This window comes from Pseudomonas sp. 05N433, from assembly GCF_056396925.1.
On sequence record NZ_JBFTML010000016.1, the window covers coordinates 19,321 to 37,081 of the forward strand.

The following is a 17,761-nucleotide window of genomic DNA, read 5'->3' on the forward strand; positions in this document are numbered from 1 at the left end:
TATCCCTCAATCCTCTGTTTATCCCGCACAACCCCGTAGACTACGCTCAAAAAAATAGGGGCTTTGGGCCGTTGCTCATGTCTTACCCTTTTCCAGGACTCACTTTTGCCTATCCCCATTCACGATCCGCAGCACGCGTCCGGCGGTGCCTTGAAGCGACTGCCTTTGCTCAAGGCTGCGGTGCTGTTCATTGCGGCGGTATGCCTTTGTCTCTGTGGGCTGCTTTACCTGCAACTGGAGCAGTCGCGTCGGCATGACCTGGCGTTGGCCGAGGTGTCGTCGTCGAACCTGACCCGGGCCATGGCGCAGCAGGCCGAAGACACGTTCATGAAGGCCGATCTGGTACTGACCAGTCTGGTGGACTGGATTCAGGCTGAAGGTTTCGACGCTGCCCAGACGCCACGCCTGCAGAAAACCTTCGCCCGGCGGGTGCAGGCGCTGCATCAGTTGCACGGGATATTTCTGTTCGACAGGCAGGGGCAATGGGCCGTGACGTCGTTCGAGGATCTACCCCGCGGGGCTGGTGTGGCGGATCGCGAGTATTTCAGGTTTCACCAGCAAAACATCTCAACCCTGGCGCACATCGGCCCGGCCATTCGTAGTCGGGAAAATGGCGAGTGGATCATTCCGGTTTCCAGGCGGATAAACGATCAGAGCGGTCATTTCCAGGGTGTGTTGCTGGCCGGGATCAAGATGTCGTACTTCGATCAGTTCTTCAAAAGCTTCAGCCTCGACGACAACGGCGCGATGTTTTTGGCATTGACCGATGGAACACTGCTGGCGCGGCGGCCGTTTGTGGAATCGCAGATCGGCAGGTCATTGGCTAAGGGCGAGATTTTTCAGAAACTCTTGCCCAACGCCACGTCCGGCAACGCCATGATCGACTCAGTGGTGGATGGCATCCCTCGGCTGTATGGCTATCGTCAGCTCGATGCCTATCCGGTGGTGGTCGCGGCGGCATCCTCCAAAGACGCGGTCCTCAAGGACTGGTACGACACGGCGATTCAATCCGGTGTGATCGTCGCTCTGGTTGTCCTCGGCGTGGGGTTGTTCGGTTGGGTGTTCATTCATCAGGTTCGCGCGGGCGAGCGCATCGAGGCGGATTTGCGCGAGGCGCAGAAAACCCTGGAGCTGATCGCCACCCACGACAGCCTGACCGGGTTGGCCAACCGCCGCTTGTTCGAACGGGCGCTGGAGAAAGAGTTCGGGCGCGGTGCCCGGCGGTCGAGCTCGCTGGGCCTGATCATGCTCGATATCGATTACTTCAAGCGCTACAACGACACTTACGGTCATGTGGCCGGGGACCATTGCCTGGCTGAAGTGGCGCGGGCCCTGAAGAGTTGCTGTCACCGCAAAGCCGATCTGGCGGTGCGCTACGGCGGTGAAGAGTTCGCGGTGTTGCTGCCGGACACCGACATTCATGGAGCACTGACGATCGCCGAGCAAATCCGCCGCAGCGTCATGGACAAAAACATCACCCACAGCGGTTCGCCCACGGGCTATCTGACGGTCAGTCTTGGCTGTTATTCGTTTGTGCCGACGGCGCACGACAGCACCGAAGTGTTGATCAAGCGCGCGGATGCGGCGCTGTACCAGGCCAAGCATTCAGGGCGAAATCGCTCGGCGGTGTTGTCGATGGAAGGGGGCGTCGAGGCGCTGATGCGCTCGGATCGATGACGCTTGCGACCATCGATGGGCAATGGTTCTTGTGACCGGTTCTTCAAGTGCGGCAATGACTTGCGTTATCCAGGAGCGATGATCGGGCATGCCTGCTATGGTCAGTGCAGAGAGCCTGGCTGTCACACCTGACCGACCGGCCCAACGGTCTCATTCCGATCGAGCAATCGATTGACAGGATCAAGTGCATGGATTTGTCTGCCGTTACCACCGCTGCACCTGCGCGCCATACCCCGATTACCCGCAACCTGATGTTGGTGGTCGGTCTGTTGTTTGTGGTTGGGGTGCTGATCGCGCTGATCGCCCTGTTCAGTATTGCCGGGCGGCTCGATGCCGAGGATCTGGCCAAGACCACGTTTTATACCCAGCGCGCGCTGGAAAACCGCATTACCTCCACGAAAAACTACATTGCCAGTTATGCCAACTGGACGTCGGCCTATGATCACCTGAACGGCGAGGTCGATGTGGAATGGGCCTACGTCGAGCAGAACCTGGGTAAGACCCTGTTCACCATGGACCACTACGAGGGTGTTTTCGTGGTCGATCCCCAGCGAACAAAATACGCCGTGGTGCGTGGGCTTCAGGTGCAGGACGAGGCGGCGGCCTATCTGTCGACCTCGATCGCGACGCTCATTGACGAGGTTCAGGGTCAGGAGAACCTCATCAAACCCGTCAGCCACTACACCTTGTTCGAGGGCAAACCCGCGCTGCTGTCGGCCGCCGCGATTGTGCCCAATGACGAACGCCCGGCGGTCGATCCCAAAAGCACTTCGGTGCTTATATACGTTGACCAGCTGAACCCTGAAAAGCTCAGCGCCTTGAGCGTCGATTACGGTTTGCACGACTTGAGCCTGACGCCCGACAACGTCATCGCTCCCGGTCAGCCCGCTATTGCCCTCGCTGGCACCGGTTACAGTCTGGTCTCCCGGCTCCAGCGGCCGGGTCATCAATTGCTTTGGTCACTGCTGCCGCCACTGGGCGGGGCGCTGCTGGTTCTGGCGTTGTTGACCGCTTATTTCTTTCGCTATGTCCTGCGCACGTCCGGGCATGTGGATGCCAGTTACACCAGCCTCGATTTGTCGAACCAGGCACTGGAGGCCAGTGAAGAGCGTTTTCGTGCGGTAGCCGAGGCCGCGTCCGACTGGATCTGGGAAATCGACGACCAGCATTGCATCACTTATCTGTCGGGACGCTTCAGCACCGTCACCGGGTTCTCCGATCAGCAGTGGCTGGGACAGAACATCGGGCAATTGCTCAATTGCGATACGACGCCGTTGTCGCTGTGGCTGAACAAACTCGATGAAGAGCAAGCCGTCAGCCATTTGCGCTGTTCCTACCGCGATCAATCGGGGCAACAGCGGGTCTGTCGGGTGTCGGCACGGCCGATCCAGCGCAAGGGCGCAGTGCTGGGCTATCGCGGAACGGCCAGCGACATCACCGACGAAGTCGCTGCCCATGCGCAGATCCAGCATCTGTCGTTGCACGATGCCCTGACCGGCCTGCCGAACCGCAACAAACTGGCGCGTTTTCTCGATGAGGCGCTGGCACTGAAAGAGCAGTCGACGGCGCTGACGTTGTTGATGATCGACCTGGATAACTTCAAGCCGATCAACGATTCCCTCGGCCACCCGGCCGGCGATGCAGTATTGCTGGAAGTCGCCACCCGTTTGCGCGAGTGCACACGAGAAATTGATCTGGTCGCCCGACTGGGGGGCGACGAGTTCGTGCTGGTGCTCCATGGCATGGACAGCCACGCGGAAATCGACCGGTTTTGCGAGCGCTTGCTCGACAGCCTGCATCAGCCGATTCACTACGACCATCACTCGCTGCACATCGGCGCGAGCATCGGTATCGCCTTGAGTCGGCGCCAGGGGCATATTCCACAGGAGCTGATTCGGTGTGCCGATATCGCGTTGTATCAGGCCAAATCCGATGGCAAGAAGACCTGGTGCTATTTTGCCGCGCACATGAACGATCAGATCCAGCATCGCCGGCAACTGGAAACCGACCTGCGTCGGGCGATCAAGAACAACGAATTCGTGATGCATTACCAGCCGCGTTATCACGTCGATGGCAAGCGCATCGTCTCGGTCGAAGCGCTGCTGCGCTGGCAGCATCCAGTGCAAGGCTTGTTGAGTCCCGACGCGTTTATCCCGCTGGCCGAGCAAACCGATCTGATCGTGCCATTGGGCCGCTGGGTGCTACGCGAGGCGTGCGAGACCGCTCTGACCTGGCCCGGTGCGATGATGGTGTCGGTCAACCTGTCACCGGTTCAATTCGCCCGTAGCGATGTGATCGAGGACGTGCGCGAAGCGTTGATCCAGACCCGCTTGCCCGCCAGTCGGCTGGAGCTGGAGATCACTGAAAACGTGATGCTCATCGACGTCGATGGCGCCTTGGCGACCATGAATGCGCTCAAGGAGTTGGGCGTGCGCCTGAACATGGACGACTTCGGCACCGGTTATTCCTCGCTGGGTTACTTGCGCACGTATCCGTTCGACGGGATCAAGATCGACAAACGCTTTATTTCGTCCATGAGCAGCGGCAGCAATGATCGCGCCGTGGTACAGGCGATCATCAACCTGGGCAAGGCGATGGGCCTGACGGTGACTGCCGAAGGTGTCGAGACGCTGGAGCAACTGGACTTCCTGATCTCGGATCAGTGCCATGAAGTGCAGGGGTTTTACCTCAGTCGTCCGGTGGACAGGTCTGCACTGCTGCCTTTGCTCAAGGCCTCGCAGGAAGACTTTGCGCAGCAGGGCGCGCACCTTTAGTCGCCTGTTACGTACGCCACGGCAACTGCCGTGGCGCCCCCCGGTCACAATTGGATACCGCCCATCCGTTGCGAGCATCGGACCATGAACAACCTGAAAATCGCCACCTTCAACGTCAACGGCATGCGTGCACGCCTGCCCAATCTACTGGCGTGGCTGGCGCGGGAGCAGCCAGACATCGCCTGCCTGCAGGAACTCAAATCGGTGGACGGGGCATTCCCTGCCGCTGAGCTGGAGGCGGCCGGTTATGGCGCTATCTGGCAGGGCCAGGCGGCGTGGAACGGGGTGGCGATTCTGGCGCGCGATGCGCAACCGCTGGAGCGTCGGCGTGGTCTGCCGGGCGATGACAGTGACACCCATAGCCGCTACATCGAAGCGGCCGTGCACGGGGTTCTGGTGGGGTGTTTGTACTTGCCCAACGGCAATCCGCAGCCGGGGCCGAAGTTCGATTACAAACTGGCGTGGTTCGAGCGGCTGATCTCGTACGCCAAGGACCTGCAAGGCAGCGACCATCCGGTGGTGCTGGCCGGCGACTACAACGTGGTGCCCACCGATATGGACATCTACAACCCACGCTCCTGGCTCAAGGACGCGCTGCTGCAACCCGAGAGTCGTGCGTGTTATCAGCGTCTGCTGGATCAGGGCTGGACTGATTCCCTGCGCCATCTGTATCCAGAGGAGCGGATCTACACCTTCTGGGACTACTTCCGGCAGCACTGGCAGAAAAACTCGGGACTGCGCATCGATCATCTGCTGCTCAATCAGGCAGCGAGTCCTTATCTGCGAGAGGCCGGCGTCGACGCCTGGGTTCGCAACGAGTCTCATGCCAGCGATCACGCGCCGACGTGGATTCGATTGGGTTCACGCAAACGGCGATAGTTTTGGCGTGAGCGGCGATTGGCGAAATCAATTATCGGCCCGAGCACTTTTTCCCTTATACATGGCGGCCATCGGCGGAGCGATCCGCGGGCTCCATGCATAAGGATTGAGCGATGAGCGAACCACGACTGACAAATCTTGCGCTGTACCTGCAACGCCTGGGTTTCGACGCGCCCCCGGCGCCGACCCTGGAAACCCTGCGTCAATTGCAGTTGCGCCACACCGGTGCTTTTCCGTTCGAAAACCTCACCACGCTGTTAGGGCAACCGGTACTCATCGACCTGCCGTCCATCGAGCAGAAAGTCCTGCACGACGGCCGTGGCGGTTACTGCTACGAACTCAACAACCTGTTCCTGGCCTTGCTGCAGACGCTGGGTTTCGAGGCGCGCGGCATCACCGGTCGCGTGGTCATGAACCAGCCCGAAGGCGCATGGACCGCACGCACTCACCGCTTGAGCCTGGTGATCCTTGACGGCGTGCGCTACATCACCGACGTCGGCTTCGGCGGCATGGTGCCCACCGCACCGCTGATCCTCGACACCGAGGACGAACAGCTCACTCCCCACGAACCCTATCGCATCGAACAGCATGCAGACGGTTACACCCTGCGTGCCAACGTCGGCGGTGAATGGCGGGCGATGTACATCTTCGATCTGCAACGTCAGGAAGACATCGATTACACCCTCGGTAACTGGTACGTCTCGGCTCATCCTGAATCGCCCTTCGTCAAACAATTGATGGTGGCGCGGACGGGGGAGGGATGGCGACGCACGCTGAACAATGGCAGTTTTGCCATTCACCGCTTGGGCAGTGAGAGCGAGCGGCGGCAGGTGACGGATGTGGATGAGTTGATCGGGTTGCTGGAACGTGAGTTCGACATTCGGGTGCCAGCGAAGGAGGCGTTGGAGCCGGTGCTGGAGCGGTTGATCGAGCCGGTGCCGCAGGCAAACTGAGCACCACGCGAAGGGCGGATCTGATCAATCCGCCCTTTTTTATTTGGCCGACTCAAGCGGTTTGTGTCTAGGAACGAACTTCTAGCTCCATCACGTGATGGATTTCGCTGAGGGCCTCTGACAATTTTTTCTCCAGGCTTTTCAGCTCCGAGGCGGTTATGCCTTTTTTGAAATGCCCGACGTTTGTACCTGCGGCGTTCTCATCGGGCTTCGCCGCTTTACCTTTATCGCTGAGCAACACCTGGCGCAAAGTATTGTTGATCACTGTCTGGTAGCCATACCCCTCGTTTTCTGCCAGAGCGCGTGCAGCCTCTATGACGACATCGTCGAGCATGATGGTGATTCGGGTCTTGCCTTTGCTTGTGGCAATTGCTCCACGCTTGGCGTTGCTGAAGTCGTATTCGTCTTTCATCGTTCAAGCCTCCAAATAGTGGCGACGCTCGCCTTTGGTGGCGATGCGTGCGGAAATGATTCGCACGAAATTCGGGTCGCGCCAGGTGTACGCAACGACCAGCAAGCGACCTTTGGCATCCAGCCCCATGATGATCCACCGCTGCTCATCATGATGGTTGTCCTGAAAAGTCAGGGCTCGTTCGTCATAAAACACCGGTTCTGTCTCTGCGAGGCTGATGCCTTGATGTTTTAGTTTGTTGGCCGCGTTCTTTGCCCTGTGATACTGAATCTCGAATGACTTTATTATGCATACTTTATATGTATAAGCGAGGAGGCGTCCGTGCTGGCGGTCGCTTGGAAAGCAAAAGATTAGCGGTGAGGAGGGATAGGGGCGCAGGGATGTATTTCAAGACGTTTGGGGTTGGAGGCGCTATGGCCAAAGGGTGGCGTGGACAAGTGTCCATAATCTGACTGGGCAGTTGTATACAGCTCTATAGACAGTTGTCCTGAGTATTGAATACAGTGTGCGCATAACAAAAACCAGGGAACCCCCCAACCATGAAAACGCCCCATGTTTCACACCAACGGCCCGAGGACGAAAACCTTGGGATCGGCGCGAATATGGCTTATGGCCTGCAACACGTTCTGACCATGTACGGCGGTATCGTCGCGGTGCCTTTGATCATCGGCCAGGCGGCCGGGCTCTCGCCGGCAGACATCGGTTTGTTGATTGCTGCTTCATTGTTTGCAGGGGGGCTGGCGACATTGCTGCAAACCCTGGGTTTGCCGTTTTTCGGTTGTCAGTTGCCGCTGGTGCAGGGCGTGTCGTTCTCCGGCGTTGCGACCATGGTCGCGATAGTCAGCAGTGGCGGGGAGGGTGGCTTTCAGTCGATTCTCGGGGCGGTGATTGCCGCGTCGTTGATCGGTTTGCTGATCACGCCGGTGTTCTCAAGGATTACCAAGTTCTTTCCACCGCTGGTGACGGGCATTGTGATCACCACTATCGGCTTGACGCTGATGCCGGTGGCCGCGCGCTGGGCCATGGGTGGCAACAGCCATGCGCCGGATTTCGGCAGCATGGCGAACATCGGTCTGGCGGCGATGACGCTGGTGCTGGTGTTGCTATTGAGCAAGATCGGCAGCGCGACCATTTCCCGTTTGTCGATCCTCCTGGCGATGGTCATCGGCACGGTCATCGCTGTGTTCCTCGGCATGGCGGATTTCTCGTCCGTTACCCAAGGACCGATGTTCGGCTTTCCGGCGCCGTTCCATTTCGGCATGCCGACCTTCCACTTCGCCGCGATCCTGTCGATGTGCATCGTGATCATGGTGACCCTGGTGGAAACCTCGGCCGATATCCTCGCCGTCGGTGAAATCATCGGCACCAAGGTCGACTCAAAACGCCTGGGCAACGGTTTGCGTGCAGACATGCTGTCGAGCATGATCGCGCCAATCTTCGGCTCCTTCACTCAGAGCGCCTTCGCCCAGAACGTCGGGCTGGTGGCGGTCACCGGGATCAAGAGCCGTTTCGTGGTGGCCACCGGTGGTGTGTTTCTGGTGGTGCTTGGGTTGCTGCCGTTCATGGGACGGGTCATCGCCGCCGTGCCAACCTCCGTACTTGGTGGCGCCGGCATCGTGCTGTTCGGTACCGTCGCCGCCAGCGGCATTCGGACGCTGTCCAAGGTCGACTACCGCAACAACGTCAACCTGATCATCGTCGCCACTTCCATCGGTTTCGGCATGATCCCCATCGCCGCCCCGAACTTCTACGACCACTTTCCCAGCTGGTTCTCGACGATCTTCCACTCGGGCATCAGCTCCTCGGCGATCATGGCCATCGTGCTGAACCTGACCTTCAACCACCTCACGGCCGGCAACTCGGACCAGCAATCGGTATTTGCCGCCGGTACTGAACGAGTCCTGCGTTATCAAGACCTGGCGGCGCTGCGGGAAGGGGACTACTTCAGCGAAGGTAAACTGCGCGACTGCGACGGGAATGAGATTCCGGTGGTGGAGATGGACCATGGGCACGCCGATTTACGGGCGGTGCATGCGAAAAGCAGTGAGCATGTCTAAAGATAGATAGTCAAAAGATTGCGGTCTGCGATCTTTTGACTTTATGGCAAGCACAAAAAAGCCCCTGAATCTTTCGATTCAGGGGCTTTTCGGTTTTGCTGTCTGGCTCCACGACCTGGACTCGAACCAGGGACCCAGTGATTAACAGTCACTTGCTCTACCAACTGAGCTATCGCGGAATGGCGTGTATGTTACTGATTCAAAAAGAGAAGTCAAGCCTCTGTTGGCAATTTGATGTTTTCATCGGATCAGAGGGAGGTTTATCGGCCATCGGCGGTTACCAGAAGCGCGGGAGAGGTCTACCATGGCTGCCCGGAAGTGGTGACACGCGCTGCCGGCCCTCAGCCGAAAAGGTATGCGCCATGAATCACCCAGCCTTCACACCCCGAAACAGTGGGGTGTTCCCATGAGCATCGCTCAGATCAGCTTGCCCAAAGGTGTCGGCCCGCACGCCGAGAAACTGTTCGACGCAATCACTCAGGCCAGCACCGCTGAAGAACTGAACCGCGCAGGCGGCAAGGCCGAAGGTTTTGTCCTGGGCCTGGAAAGCACCAAGGCGATCAAAAGTCAGGTGGCCGAGTCGCTTTATGTCGCCTATGACGACGCGGCCAGCCAGCGTGCGAGCGAATTGGCCTAACCGCCAAAAGTGATAGTGCCGAGCATCAGCTTGGCATACAGCATCGTGGCGGCCAGTTGCACCAGCCACAAGGCCAGGCCGCCAAGGAACACGCCCGCGGCCACTTGCAGCACCAGGTTATTACCGCGTTTGGCCGAGGAGCGGGGCACGAAGTGGTCCAGTTCATCGCGGTCGGCGCGTAGGTCGTCGTTTTTCATGTGGGTTCTCGCAAGAATTCTCGGGTGTACATAAAGCCTGTGGGAGTTTAAAGGGCGCAGCGGCTGCTTTGAGATTTATCTGAGGCCAATAAAAAACGGGAAGCCATTTTGGCTTCCCGTTTTCATGTCACGCGACGACTCAGATCACCTGAACGATGGCCTTGGTCACGGCGTCGATGTTGCTCTGGTTCAGCGCGGCAACGCAGATGCGGCCGGTGTCCAGGGCGTAGATGCCGAACTCGTTGCGCAGACGGGTCACTTGCTCAACCGTCAGGCCGGAGTAGGAGAACATGCCGCGCTGGCGACCGACGAAGCTGAAATCGCGCTGTGGAGCGTTTTTCGCCAGCAGGTCGACCATCTGGGTGCGCATGCCGCGAATCCGCAGACGCATTTCTGCCAGTTCTTCTTCCCACTGGGCACGCAATACCGGGCTGTTCAGCACAGCGGCGACGATGCTTGCACCGTGGGTCGGCGGGTTGGAGTAGTTGGTGCGGATCACGCGTTTGACTTGCGACAGCACGCGCGCGCTTTCTTCTTTCGATTCGCTGACGATCGACAGGGCGCCAACGCGCTCGCCGTACAGCGAGAAGGATTTGGAGAACGAGCTGGAAACGAAGAAGGTCAGGTTCGATTCGGCGAACAGGCGCACAGCGGCAGCGTCTTCATCGATACCGTCGCCAAAGCCCTGGTAGGCCATGTCGAGGAATGGAATGTGACCTTTGGCTTTCACCACGTCCAGCACGTTTTTCCAGTCCGCCGGGCTCAAGTCGACGCCAGTCGGGTTGTGGCAGCAAGCGTGCAGCACAACGATGGAGCCGGACGGCAGGGCGTTCAGGTCTTCCAGCAGGYCGGCGCGGTTAACGTCGTGGGTGGCGGCGTCATAGTAGCGATAGTTCTGTACTGGGAAACCGGCGGTTTCGAACAGTGCGCGGTGGTTTTCCCAGCTCGGGTCGCTGATCGCCACGACGGCGTTCGGCAGCAGTTGCTTGAGGAAATCGGCACCGATTTTCAGCGCGCCAGTACCGCCGACGGCCTGGGTGGTGATGACCCGGCCAGCAGCGATCAGTGGCGAGTCATTGCCGAACAGCAGTTTCTGCACGGCCTGGTCGTAGGCGGCGATGCCGTCGATCGGCAAGTAGCCACGGGAAACGTGTTGAGCGGCGCGAATCGTCTCGGCTTCGACAACGGCGCGCAGGAGAGGGATTCGCCCTTGCTCGTCGCAGTAAACACCGACCCCCAGGTTGACCTTGGTGGTACGGGTATCGGCATTGAATGCTTCGTTGAGGCCCAGGATTGGATCGCGTGGTGCCATTTCGACAGCGGAGAACAGGCTCATTATTGCGGCGGCTCTGAATGGAGTGTGGAGGGACGTGTCGCGCTCCAGCCGAATGCACTAGAGCGGTGCACAAACGGGGAGCTAGTATAGAGGCCATCAGCGATTGATGGCGACAGGCGATTCGGCTTTTACGGTAAGTTTTTCCAATTATTTTTCGATCGTTGGTCGAGCGACGTCGTCAAAGGTTTTACCCGATGTAGGACGTTTGCCTTGAAAGGGATGGCAATCGGCTCCACATTGAGCACAATCCAGTTTTTTCCTCGGGCGACATCGGTCGTTTGCGGTCTTTCTCGTTCCTGTCCGGCTTAACCGGGCAAGAGTGAACCAGAGGTATGTATGTCTGAATTCCAGCTAGTCACCCGCTTCGAGCCCGCCGGCGATCAGCCGGAAGCCATCCGTCTGATGGTCGAGGGCATCGAGGCCGGGCTGGCGCACCAGACGCTGCTCGGTGTGACCGGCTCGGGCAAGACCTTCAGCATCGCCAACGTGATCGCCCAAGTGCAGCGCCCGACGCTGGTGCTGGCGCCGAACAAGACCCTGGCCGCGCAATTGTACGGCGAGTTCAAGGCGTTCTTCCCGAACAACGCCGTTGAATACTTCGTCTCCTATTACGACTACTACCAGCCCGAAGCTTATGTGCCGTCGTCCGACACCTTCATCGAGAAGGACGCCTCGATCAACGACCACATCGAGCAGATGCGCCTGTCCGCGACCAAAGCGCTGCTGGAACGCAAAGACGCAATCATCGTCACCACGGTGTCGTGCATCTACGGTCTGGGCAGCCCGGAAACCTATTTGAAGATGGTGTTGCACGTGGATCGCGGCGACAAGCTCGACCAGCGTGCGCTGTTGCGTCGCCTGGCCGACCTGCAATACACCCGCAACGACGTGGATTTCGCCCGGGCGACTTTCCGGGTGCGCGGCGATGTGATTGATATCCACCCGGCGGAATCCGATTTTGAGGCGATCCGCATCGAGCTGTTCGATGACGAGGTGGAAAGCCTGTCCGCCTTCGATCCGCTGACGGGCGAAGTCATCCGCAAGCTGCCGCGCTTCACCTTCTATCCGAAGAGCCATTACGTGACGCCTCGGGAAACCCTGCTCGACGCCGTCGAGGGGATCAAGGTCGAGTTGCAGGAGCGCCTGGAATACCTGCGCTCCAACAACAAACTAGTGGAAGCCCAGCGGCTGGAGCAACGCACCCGTTTCGACCTGGAGATGATTCTGGAGCTGGGTTACTGCAACGGCATCGAAAACTACTCGCGCTACCTGTCGGGCCGTGCATCCGGCGAGGCGCCGCCCACCTTGTTTGACTACCTGCCAGCCGACGCCTTGCTGGTGATCGACGAATCCCACGTCAGCGTGCCGCAGGTCGGTGCCATGTATAAGGGCGACCGGTCCCGTAAGGAAACGCTGGTGGAATACGGCTTCCGCCTGCCATCGGCGCTGGATAACCGGCCAATGCGTTTCGACGAGTTCGAAGGCATCAGCCCGCAGACAATATTTGTCTCGGCCACGCCGGGCAATTACGAGGCGGAGCACGCAGGGCGCGTGGTCGAGCAAGTGGTGCGCCCGACTGGCCTGGTGGACCCGCAGATCGAAATCCGTCCGGCGCTGACTCAGGTCGACGACTTGCTCTCGGAAATCACCAAGCGCGTAGCCCTGGAAGAGCGGGTGCTGGTGACCACGCTGACCAAGCGCATGTCCGAGGATTTGACCGATTACCTGGCCGATCACGGCGTGCGCGTGCGTTATCTGCACTCGGACATCGACACCGTGGAGCGGGTCGAGATCATCCGTGACTTGCGCCTCGGCACCTTCGATGTGCTGGTGGGGATCAACCTGCTGCGTGAAGGCCTGGACATGCCGGAAGTCTCGCTGGTGGCGATTCTTGATGCGGACAAGGAGGGTTTCCTGCGCTCCGAACGCTCGCTGATCCAGACCATTGGCCGGGCGGCACGCAACCTTAATGGCCGGGCGATTCTGTATGCGGATCGGATTACTGGTTCCATGGAGCGGGCAATCGGCGAAACCGAGCGTCGTCGCGACAAGCAGATCGCCTTCAACCTGGCCAACGGCATTACGCCCAAAGGGGTGTTCAAGGACGTCGCCGACATTATGGAAGGCGCGACTGTGCCGGGTTCGCGCAGCAAGAAGCGCAAAGGCATGGCCAAGGCTGCCGAGGAAAGCGCCAAATACGAAGCCGAATTGCGTTCGCCGAGCGAGATCACCAAGCGCATTCGTCAGCTGGAAGAGAAGATGTACCAGCTCGCCCGCGACCTGGAGTTCGAAGCCGCGGCGCAGCTGCGCGACGAAATCGGCAAGCTGCGGGAGCGGTTGATCGCGGTTTGACGCTCCCTCTGTAGAAGCTGCCGAAGGCTGCGATCCTTTGATCTTGTTTTTACAGGCAAAGTCAAAAGATCGCAGCCTTGGCAGCTCCTGCGGCGCTTAAATCCCGCACTCACTGGAGCCGGGCGGCTATCGCCTGTTACCATTCGCCCCTTGTTTGATCTTCGCTTTTCATTCTTTTTGAGACATGCCATGACCACCGTCCGCACTCGCATCGCGCCATCGCCTACCGGGGACCCCCACGTAGGTACCGCTTACATCGCTTTGTTCAACTACTGCTTTGCCAAGCAGCATGGCGGTGAGTTCATCCTGCGGATCGAAGACACCGACCAACTGCGTTCGACCCGCGAGTCCGAACAGCAGATTTTCGACGCCCTGCGCTGGTTGGGTATCGACTGGAGCGAAGGCCCGGATGTCGGCGGCCCGCACGGTCCTTACCGTCAGAGTGAGCGCGGCGATATCTACCAGAAGTACTGCCAGCAACTGGTCGACATGGGCCATGCCTTCCCGTGCTTCTGCACCGCTGAAGAACTGGACCAGATGCGCGCCGAGCAAATGGCCCGCGGTGAGACCCCGCGTTACGACGGCCGTGCGCTGTTGCTGTCCAAGGAAGAAGTCGCGCGCCGCCTGGCTGCCGGCGAACCCCACGTGATCCGCATGAAAGTGCCGACCGAAGGCGTGTGCGTGGTGCCGGACATGCTGCGTGGCGATGTCGAGATCCCGTGGGATCGCATGGACATGCAAGTGCTGATGAAGACCGACGGCCTGCCGACGTACTTCCTGGCCAACGTGGTCGACGACCACCTGATGGGCATCACCCACGTGCTGCGCGGTGAAGAATGGCTGCCTTCGGCACCGAAACTGATCCTGCTGTACGAGTACTTCGGCTGGGAACAGCCGCAGCTGTGCTACATGCCGCTGCTGCGTAACCCGGACAAGAGCAAGCTGTCCAAGCGCAAGAACCCGACCTCGGTGACGTTCTACGAGCGCATGGGCTTCATGCCGGAAGCGATGCTCAACTACTTGGGCCGCATGGGCTGGTCGATGCCGGACGAGCGCGAGAAGTTCTCCTTGCAGGAAATGGTCGACAACTTCGACTTGAACCGCGTCTCGCTTGGCGGGCCGATTTTCGACATCGAGAAACTGTCGTGGCTCAACGGCCAGTGGCTGCGTGACCTGCCGGTGGAAGAGTTCGCCGCTCGCGTGCAGAAGTGGGCGCTGAACCCTGAATACATGATGAAGATCGCGCCGCACGTGCAGGGCCGGGTTGAAACCTTCAGCCAGGTCGCACCGCTGGCTGGCTTCTTCTTCGCTGGTGGCGTGAATCCGGACGCTAAACTGTTCGAATCCAAGAAGCTCTCGGGCGATCAGGTTCGTCAGTTGATGCAATTGATCCTGTGGAAGCTGGAAAGCCTGCGTCAGTGGGAGAAGGACAGCATCACTGCAACGATTCAGGCGGTGGTCGAATCCCTGGAGCTGAAGCTGCGTGACGCCATGCCGCTGATGTTTGCTGCGATCACCGGGCAGGCCAGTTCGGTATCGGTACTCGACGCGATGGAAATCCTCGGTCCGGACCTGACCCGTTTCCGTCTGCGCCAGGCCATTGACCTGCTGGGCGGCGTGTCGAAGAAAGAAAACAAAGAGTGGGAAAAGCTYCTGGGCGCGATTGCCTGACGGCGTTTGACTCAGTAGGAGCTGCCGAAGGCCGCGATCTTTTGATCCTGATCTTCGGCGCTTCCCCCGAATTTACGGGGGGAGGGCGGTAAGTGATTGTTATGTCGGCAAAAAATTTTAAATTTTTTGAAAAATAAGTTTGACAGCTTTCCGATGCGCCATTAAGATTCGCCCCGTCCTCAGCGATGAGGGGCTATAGCTCAGCTGGGAGAGCGCTTGCATGGCATGCAAGAGGTCGACGGTTCGATCCCGTCTAGCTCCACCAATTTACACTTCAAGGTCTGGCCACACCGGCCTTGAAGCGATCAACACTCAGCGTTGATCAGTTGTATAGAAGGGTTTGCGTCCCCTTCGTCTAGTGGCCTAGGACACCGCCCTTTCACGGCGGTAACAGGGGTTCGAGTCCCCTAGGGGACGCCAGTTTTACAGAAGCGATGTTGCAAGATATCGCTCCGCCGCGAGGCGAAAAATCCGGGGCTATAGCTCAGCTGGGAGAGCGCTTGCATGGCATGCAAGAGGTCGACGGTTCGATCCCGTCTAGCTCCACCAATTTTACAGTTCAAGGTCTGGCCACACCGGCCTTGAATCGATCAGCTCTCAGCACTGATCAGTTGTATAGAAGGGTTTGCGTCCCCTTCGTCTAGTGGCCTAGGACACCGCCCTTTCACGGCGGTAACAGGGGTTCGAGTCCCCTAGGGGACGCCACGATTACCCGCTTTGCGGGATTTTTAAGGGTCATTCAATTATTGAATGGCCCTTTTGTTTGTCTGGCGTTTGGCCAAATCTCCTTTTTCCCCAACACTGTTCTTCAGACCAGCGGTCACATCCACGACTTGCGGAAAATTATTATGAGAATAATATTCTAGTCGTAATATTCGGAGGCAACGATGAACGATAAAAAAGCTCAAACCCGCGAACGCATCCTCAAGGCTGCCAGTGCAGCGCTGATCCAGCGCGGCCCGGCCGAGCCGAGCGTGGGCGAAGTGATGGGCGCGGCCGGCCTGACGGTCGGCGGTTTCTACGCGCACTTCGAAAGCAAGGACGCGTTGATGCTGGAGGCGTTCAAGCAGCTGCTCAGCCATCGTCGTGACTTGATCGCCGACATGGATGCCGAGTTGACCGGCGAAGAGCGTCGCGCGTTGGTCGCAGCGTTCTACCTGTCGCGCAAACACCGTGATTCCACCGAGCAGGCATGCCCGGTTCCAGCGTCGATCAGTGAACTGGGCCGTCTGCCGGACGAATTTCGCGTGGCGTTGAATGAACATATTGAATTGATGGTCGCGCAGTTGGCAGCCAGCCCGGAAGACATCGACAAGGTCTTGGCCGACATCGCCTTGATGGTGGGTGGTTTGGCGCTGGCGCGGGCGCTGGGGCCAGGAGAGTTGTCCGATCGATTGCTGCGCGCCGCCAAATCGGCGGTGCTGTGACCTAAAGGCATCCAGCCTGAGGAGATGGGCGATGAACACGTTGAGCTGGGTTCGTGGCGTTAATGGCACCTTGGGCTGGTTCGCACCGAAGCTGGTGGCGAGCAAGATGCGTCTGGCATTCATGACCCCGCGGGAGTTGCCGCCGCGTGATTGGGAATTGCCGCTGCTGGCGAAATCCGAGCGGATCACCTTGCGCTTCGGCCTCTCGGCGCTGCGTTGGGGACAGGGCCCGGCGGTGTTGTTGATGCACGGCTGGGAAGGCCGGCCAACGCAGTTTGCCGCGCTGATCACGGCGCTGGTCGATGCCGGTTACACCGTGGTCGCCCTGGACGGCCCGGCTCATGGTCGCTCGCCTGGACGCGAAGCCAATGTGGTGCTGTTCGCCCGGGCGATGCTTGAAGCAGCTGCTGAACTACCGCCGCTGCAAGCGGTAATCGGTCACTCGATGGGCGGCGCCAGCGCCATGCTCGCGGTGCAGTTGGGCTTGCGCACCGAAACCCTGGTCTCGATCGCCGCCCCGGCGCGAATCCTTGGGGTGCTGCGCGGTTTTGCGCGCTATGTACGCCTGCCGCCCAAAGCCCGTTCGGCGTTCATTCGTCAGGTCGAAAAAGACGTTGGCATGCGTGCTGCTGCGCTGGATGTCGCGCACTATCAGCTCGACATGCCAGGCCTGATTGTCCATGCCGAGGACGACAGCTTTGTCTCGGTCAAGGAGTCCCAATTGATTCACGAAGCCTGGTTCGACAGTCGCTTGTTGCGCCTGGAAGAGGGCGGTCATCAGCGGGTCCTGGCCGATCCGCGGGTGATCGATGGCGTGCTCTCGCTGCTGGCCGGTCGCAGCCTGCAATCGCGCCAATCGGCCTGAGCTTCCGTTACACTGCCCCGGTCGAAATAATCTGACCGGGAGTGGGGCATGGGCTGGGATCGGGCAACGCCGTTTATCATTGATCTGGAAGTGGGCGCCGAAGACATCGACGGGTTGGGCCACGCGAACAACGCGGTGTACGTGACCTGGCTCGAGCGCTGTGCCTGGCGTCACTCGCAGCGGCTGGGTCTGGACCTGGTCGAGTATCGGCGGCTGGACCGGGCTATGGCGGTGGTGCGACACGAGATTGATTACCTGGCGGCGGCCTACGAAGGCGATGAGCTGCAGCTGGCGACCTGGATCGTCGATTGGGATCAGCGCCTGAGAATGACCCGACACTTCCAGCTGATCCGCCCCAGTGACAACTCGACGTTGCTGCGGGCGCAGACCACGTTCGTGTGCATCGAACTGTCGACCGGCAAGCCCAAGCGCATGCCGGCGGAATTCATCGAGGGCTATGGCTCGGCGTTGCAAGTTCCAAGCTGACACAGTCCGCACATTTGCCACCGCCCGGTCTGACGAAA

The 17,761-nt window shown here is 59.4% G+C and carries 15 protein-coding genes and 5 tRNA genes; 15 read left to right on the forward strand and 5 right to left on the reverse strand.

Annotated elements, in window-relative coordinates:
- The first annotated feature begins 105 nt into the window (after positions 1–105).
- The 4 genes from AC1DIS_RS11075 to AC1DIS_RS11090 all read left to right on the forward strand — a co-directional run bounded on the left by AC1DIS_RS11075 (position 106) and on the right by AC1DIS_RS11090 (position 6,283).
- The gene (locus AC1DIS_RS11075) at positions 106–1,677 is read left to right on the forward strand and encodes a sensor domain-containing diguanylate cyclase (RefSeq protein ID WP_064616978.1); all 1,572 of its coding nucleotides are present in this window, start codon (positions 106–108) and stop codon (positions 1,675–1,677) included.
- Between the two features lie 188 nt (positions 1,678–1,865).
- A complete protein-coding gene (locus AC1DIS_RS11080) occupies positions 1,866–4,451 on the forward strand; it encodes a bifunctional diguanylate cyclase/phosphodiesterase (RefSeq protein ID WP_477744428.1) in 2,586 nt (861 codons plus the stop codon).
- An 84-nt stretch (positions 4,452–4,535) separates the two neighbouring features.
- Positions 4,536–5,330, forward strand: coding sequence for an exodeoxyribonuclease III (gene xth / locus AC1DIS_RS11085; protein ID WP_477744429.1), 795 nt, complete (start codon positions 4,536–4,538; stop codon positions 5,328–5,330).
- A 113-nt stretch (positions 5,331–5,443) separates the two neighbouring features.
- Complete coding sequence (locus tag AC1DIS_RS11090) at positions 5,444–6,283, forward strand: arylamine N-acetyltransferase family protein (protein WP_457326959.1); 840 nt, start codon at positions 5,444–5,446, stop codon at positions 6,281–6,283.
- A gap of 67 nt (positions 6,284–6,350) precedes the next feature.
- Here AC1DIS_RS11090 and AC1DIS_RS11095 read toward each other — a convergent pair whose 3' ends face one another.
- Both AC1DIS_RS11095 and AC1DIS_RS11100 read right to left on the reverse strand, forming a co-directional pair.
- On the reverse strand, positions 6,351–6,695 hold the full coding sequence (locus AC1DIS_RS11095; protein WP_018928112.1) for a BrnA antitoxin family protein: 345 nt from the start codon (positions 6,693–6,695) through the stop codon (positions 6,351–6,353).
- Positions 6,696–6,698: 3 nt separating this feature from the next.
- The gene (locus tag AC1DIS_RS11100; RefSeq protein WP_477744452.1) at positions 6,699–6,980 is read right to left on the reverse strand and encodes a BrnT family toxin; all 282 of its coding nucleotides are present in this window, start codon (positions 6,978–6,980) and stop codon (positions 6,699–6,701) included.
- Between the two features lie 254 nt (positions 6,981–7,234).
- On the opposite strand from AC1DIS_RS11100, the gene AC1DIS_RS11105 reads away from it, so the two are divergent.
- Positions 7,235–8,752, forward strand: a complete 1,518-nt coding sequence (locus tag AC1DIS_RS11105; protein WP_026286581.1) for a nucleobase:cation symporter-2 family protein — start codon at positions 7,235–7,237, stop codon at positions 8,750–8,752.
- 103 nt (positions 8,753–8,855) lie between these two features.
- On the opposite strand, the gene AC1DIS_RS11110 is transcribed toward AC1DIS_RS11105, so the two are convergent.
- Positions 8,856–8,931: transfer RNA gene (locus AC1DIS_RS11110), tRNA-Asn, on the reverse strand.
- Between the two features lie 227 nt (positions 8,932–9,158).
- Between AC1DIS_RS11110 and AC1DIS_RS11115 the strand changes: the two genes are divergently transcribed.
- Positions 9,159–9,389 (forward strand): hypothetical protein, encoded by a 231-nt coding sequence (locus AC1DIS_RS11115; RefSeq protein ID WP_018928109.1) that lies wholly within the window; start codon positions 9,159–9,161, stop codon positions 9,387–9,389.
- Here AC1DIS_RS11115 and AC1DIS_RS11120 read toward each other — a convergent pair.
- The gene (locus AC1DIS_RS11120) at positions 9,386–9,586 is read right to left on the reverse strand and encodes a hypothetical protein (RefSeq protein WP_007935214.1); all 201 of its coding nucleotides are present in this window, start codon (positions 9,584–9,586) and stop codon (positions 9,386–9,388) included. The genes AC1DIS_RS11115 and AC1DIS_RS11120 overlap by 4 nt on opposite strands.
- A 139-nt stretch (positions 9,587–9,725) precedes the next feature.
- On the reverse strand, positions 9,726–10,922 hold the full coding sequence (locus AC1DIS_RS11125) for an amino acid aminotransferase (RefSeq protein ID WP_477780880.1): 1,197 nt from the start codon (positions 10,920–10,922) through the stop codon (positions 9,726–9,728).
- Between the two features lie 336 nt (positions 10,923–11,258).
- On the opposite strand from AC1DIS_RS11125, the gene uvrB reads away from it, so the two are divergent.
- The 9 genes from uvrB (at position 11,259) to AC1DIS_RS11170 (ending at position 17,723) form a co-directional block, all read left to right on the forward strand.
- Positions 11,259–13,274 (forward strand): excinuclease ABC subunit UvrB, encoded by a 2,016-nt coding sequence (uvrB, locus tag AC1DIS_RS11130; RefSeq protein ID WP_019582112.1) that lies wholly within the window; start codon positions 11,259–11,261, stop codon positions 13,272–13,274.
- Positions 13,275–13,463: 189 nt separating this feature from the next.
- A complete protein-coding gene (gene gltX, locus AC1DIS_RS11135) occupies positions 13,464–14,945 on the forward strand; it encodes a glutamate--tRNA ligase (RefSeq protein WP_477744430.1) in 1,482 nt (493 codons plus the stop codon).
- A gap of 189 nt (positions 14,946–15,134) precedes the next feature.
- A tRNA-Ala gene (locus AC1DIS_RS11140) sits at positions 15,135–15,210 on the forward strand.
- Between the two features lie 79 nt (positions 15,211–15,289).
- Positions 15,290–15,365: transfer RNA gene (locus tag AC1DIS_RS11145), tRNA-Glu, on the forward strand.
- 53 nt (positions 15,366–15,418) lie between these two features.
- A tRNA-Ala gene (locus tag AC1DIS_RS11150) sits at positions 15,419–15,494 on the forward strand.
- A gap of 80 nt (positions 15,495–15,574) precedes the next feature.
- A tRNA-Glu gene (locus tag AC1DIS_RS11155) sits at positions 15,575–15,650 on the forward strand.
- Between the two features lie 182 nt (positions 15,651–15,832).
- On the forward strand, positions 15,833–16,372 hold the full coding sequence (locus AC1DIS_RS11160) for a TetR/AcrR family transcriptional regulator (protein WP_019582113.1): 540 nt from the start codon (positions 15,833–15,835) through the stop codon (positions 16,370–16,372).
- A gap of 31 nt (positions 16,373–16,403) precedes the next feature.
- Positions 16,404–17,237, forward strand: coding sequence for an alpha/beta fold hydrolase (locus tag AC1DIS_RS11165; RefSeq protein WP_018928104.1), 834 nt, complete (start codon positions 16,404–16,406; stop codon positions 17,235–17,237).
- A gap of 48 nt (positions 17,238–17,285) precedes the next feature.
- Complete coding sequence (locus AC1DIS_RS11170; RefSeq protein WP_019582115.1) at positions 17,286–17,723, forward strand: acyl-CoA thioesterase; 438 nt, start codon at positions 17,286–17,288, stop codon at positions 17,721–17,723.
- The last annotated feature ends 38 nt before the right edge of the window (positions 17,724–17,761 follow it).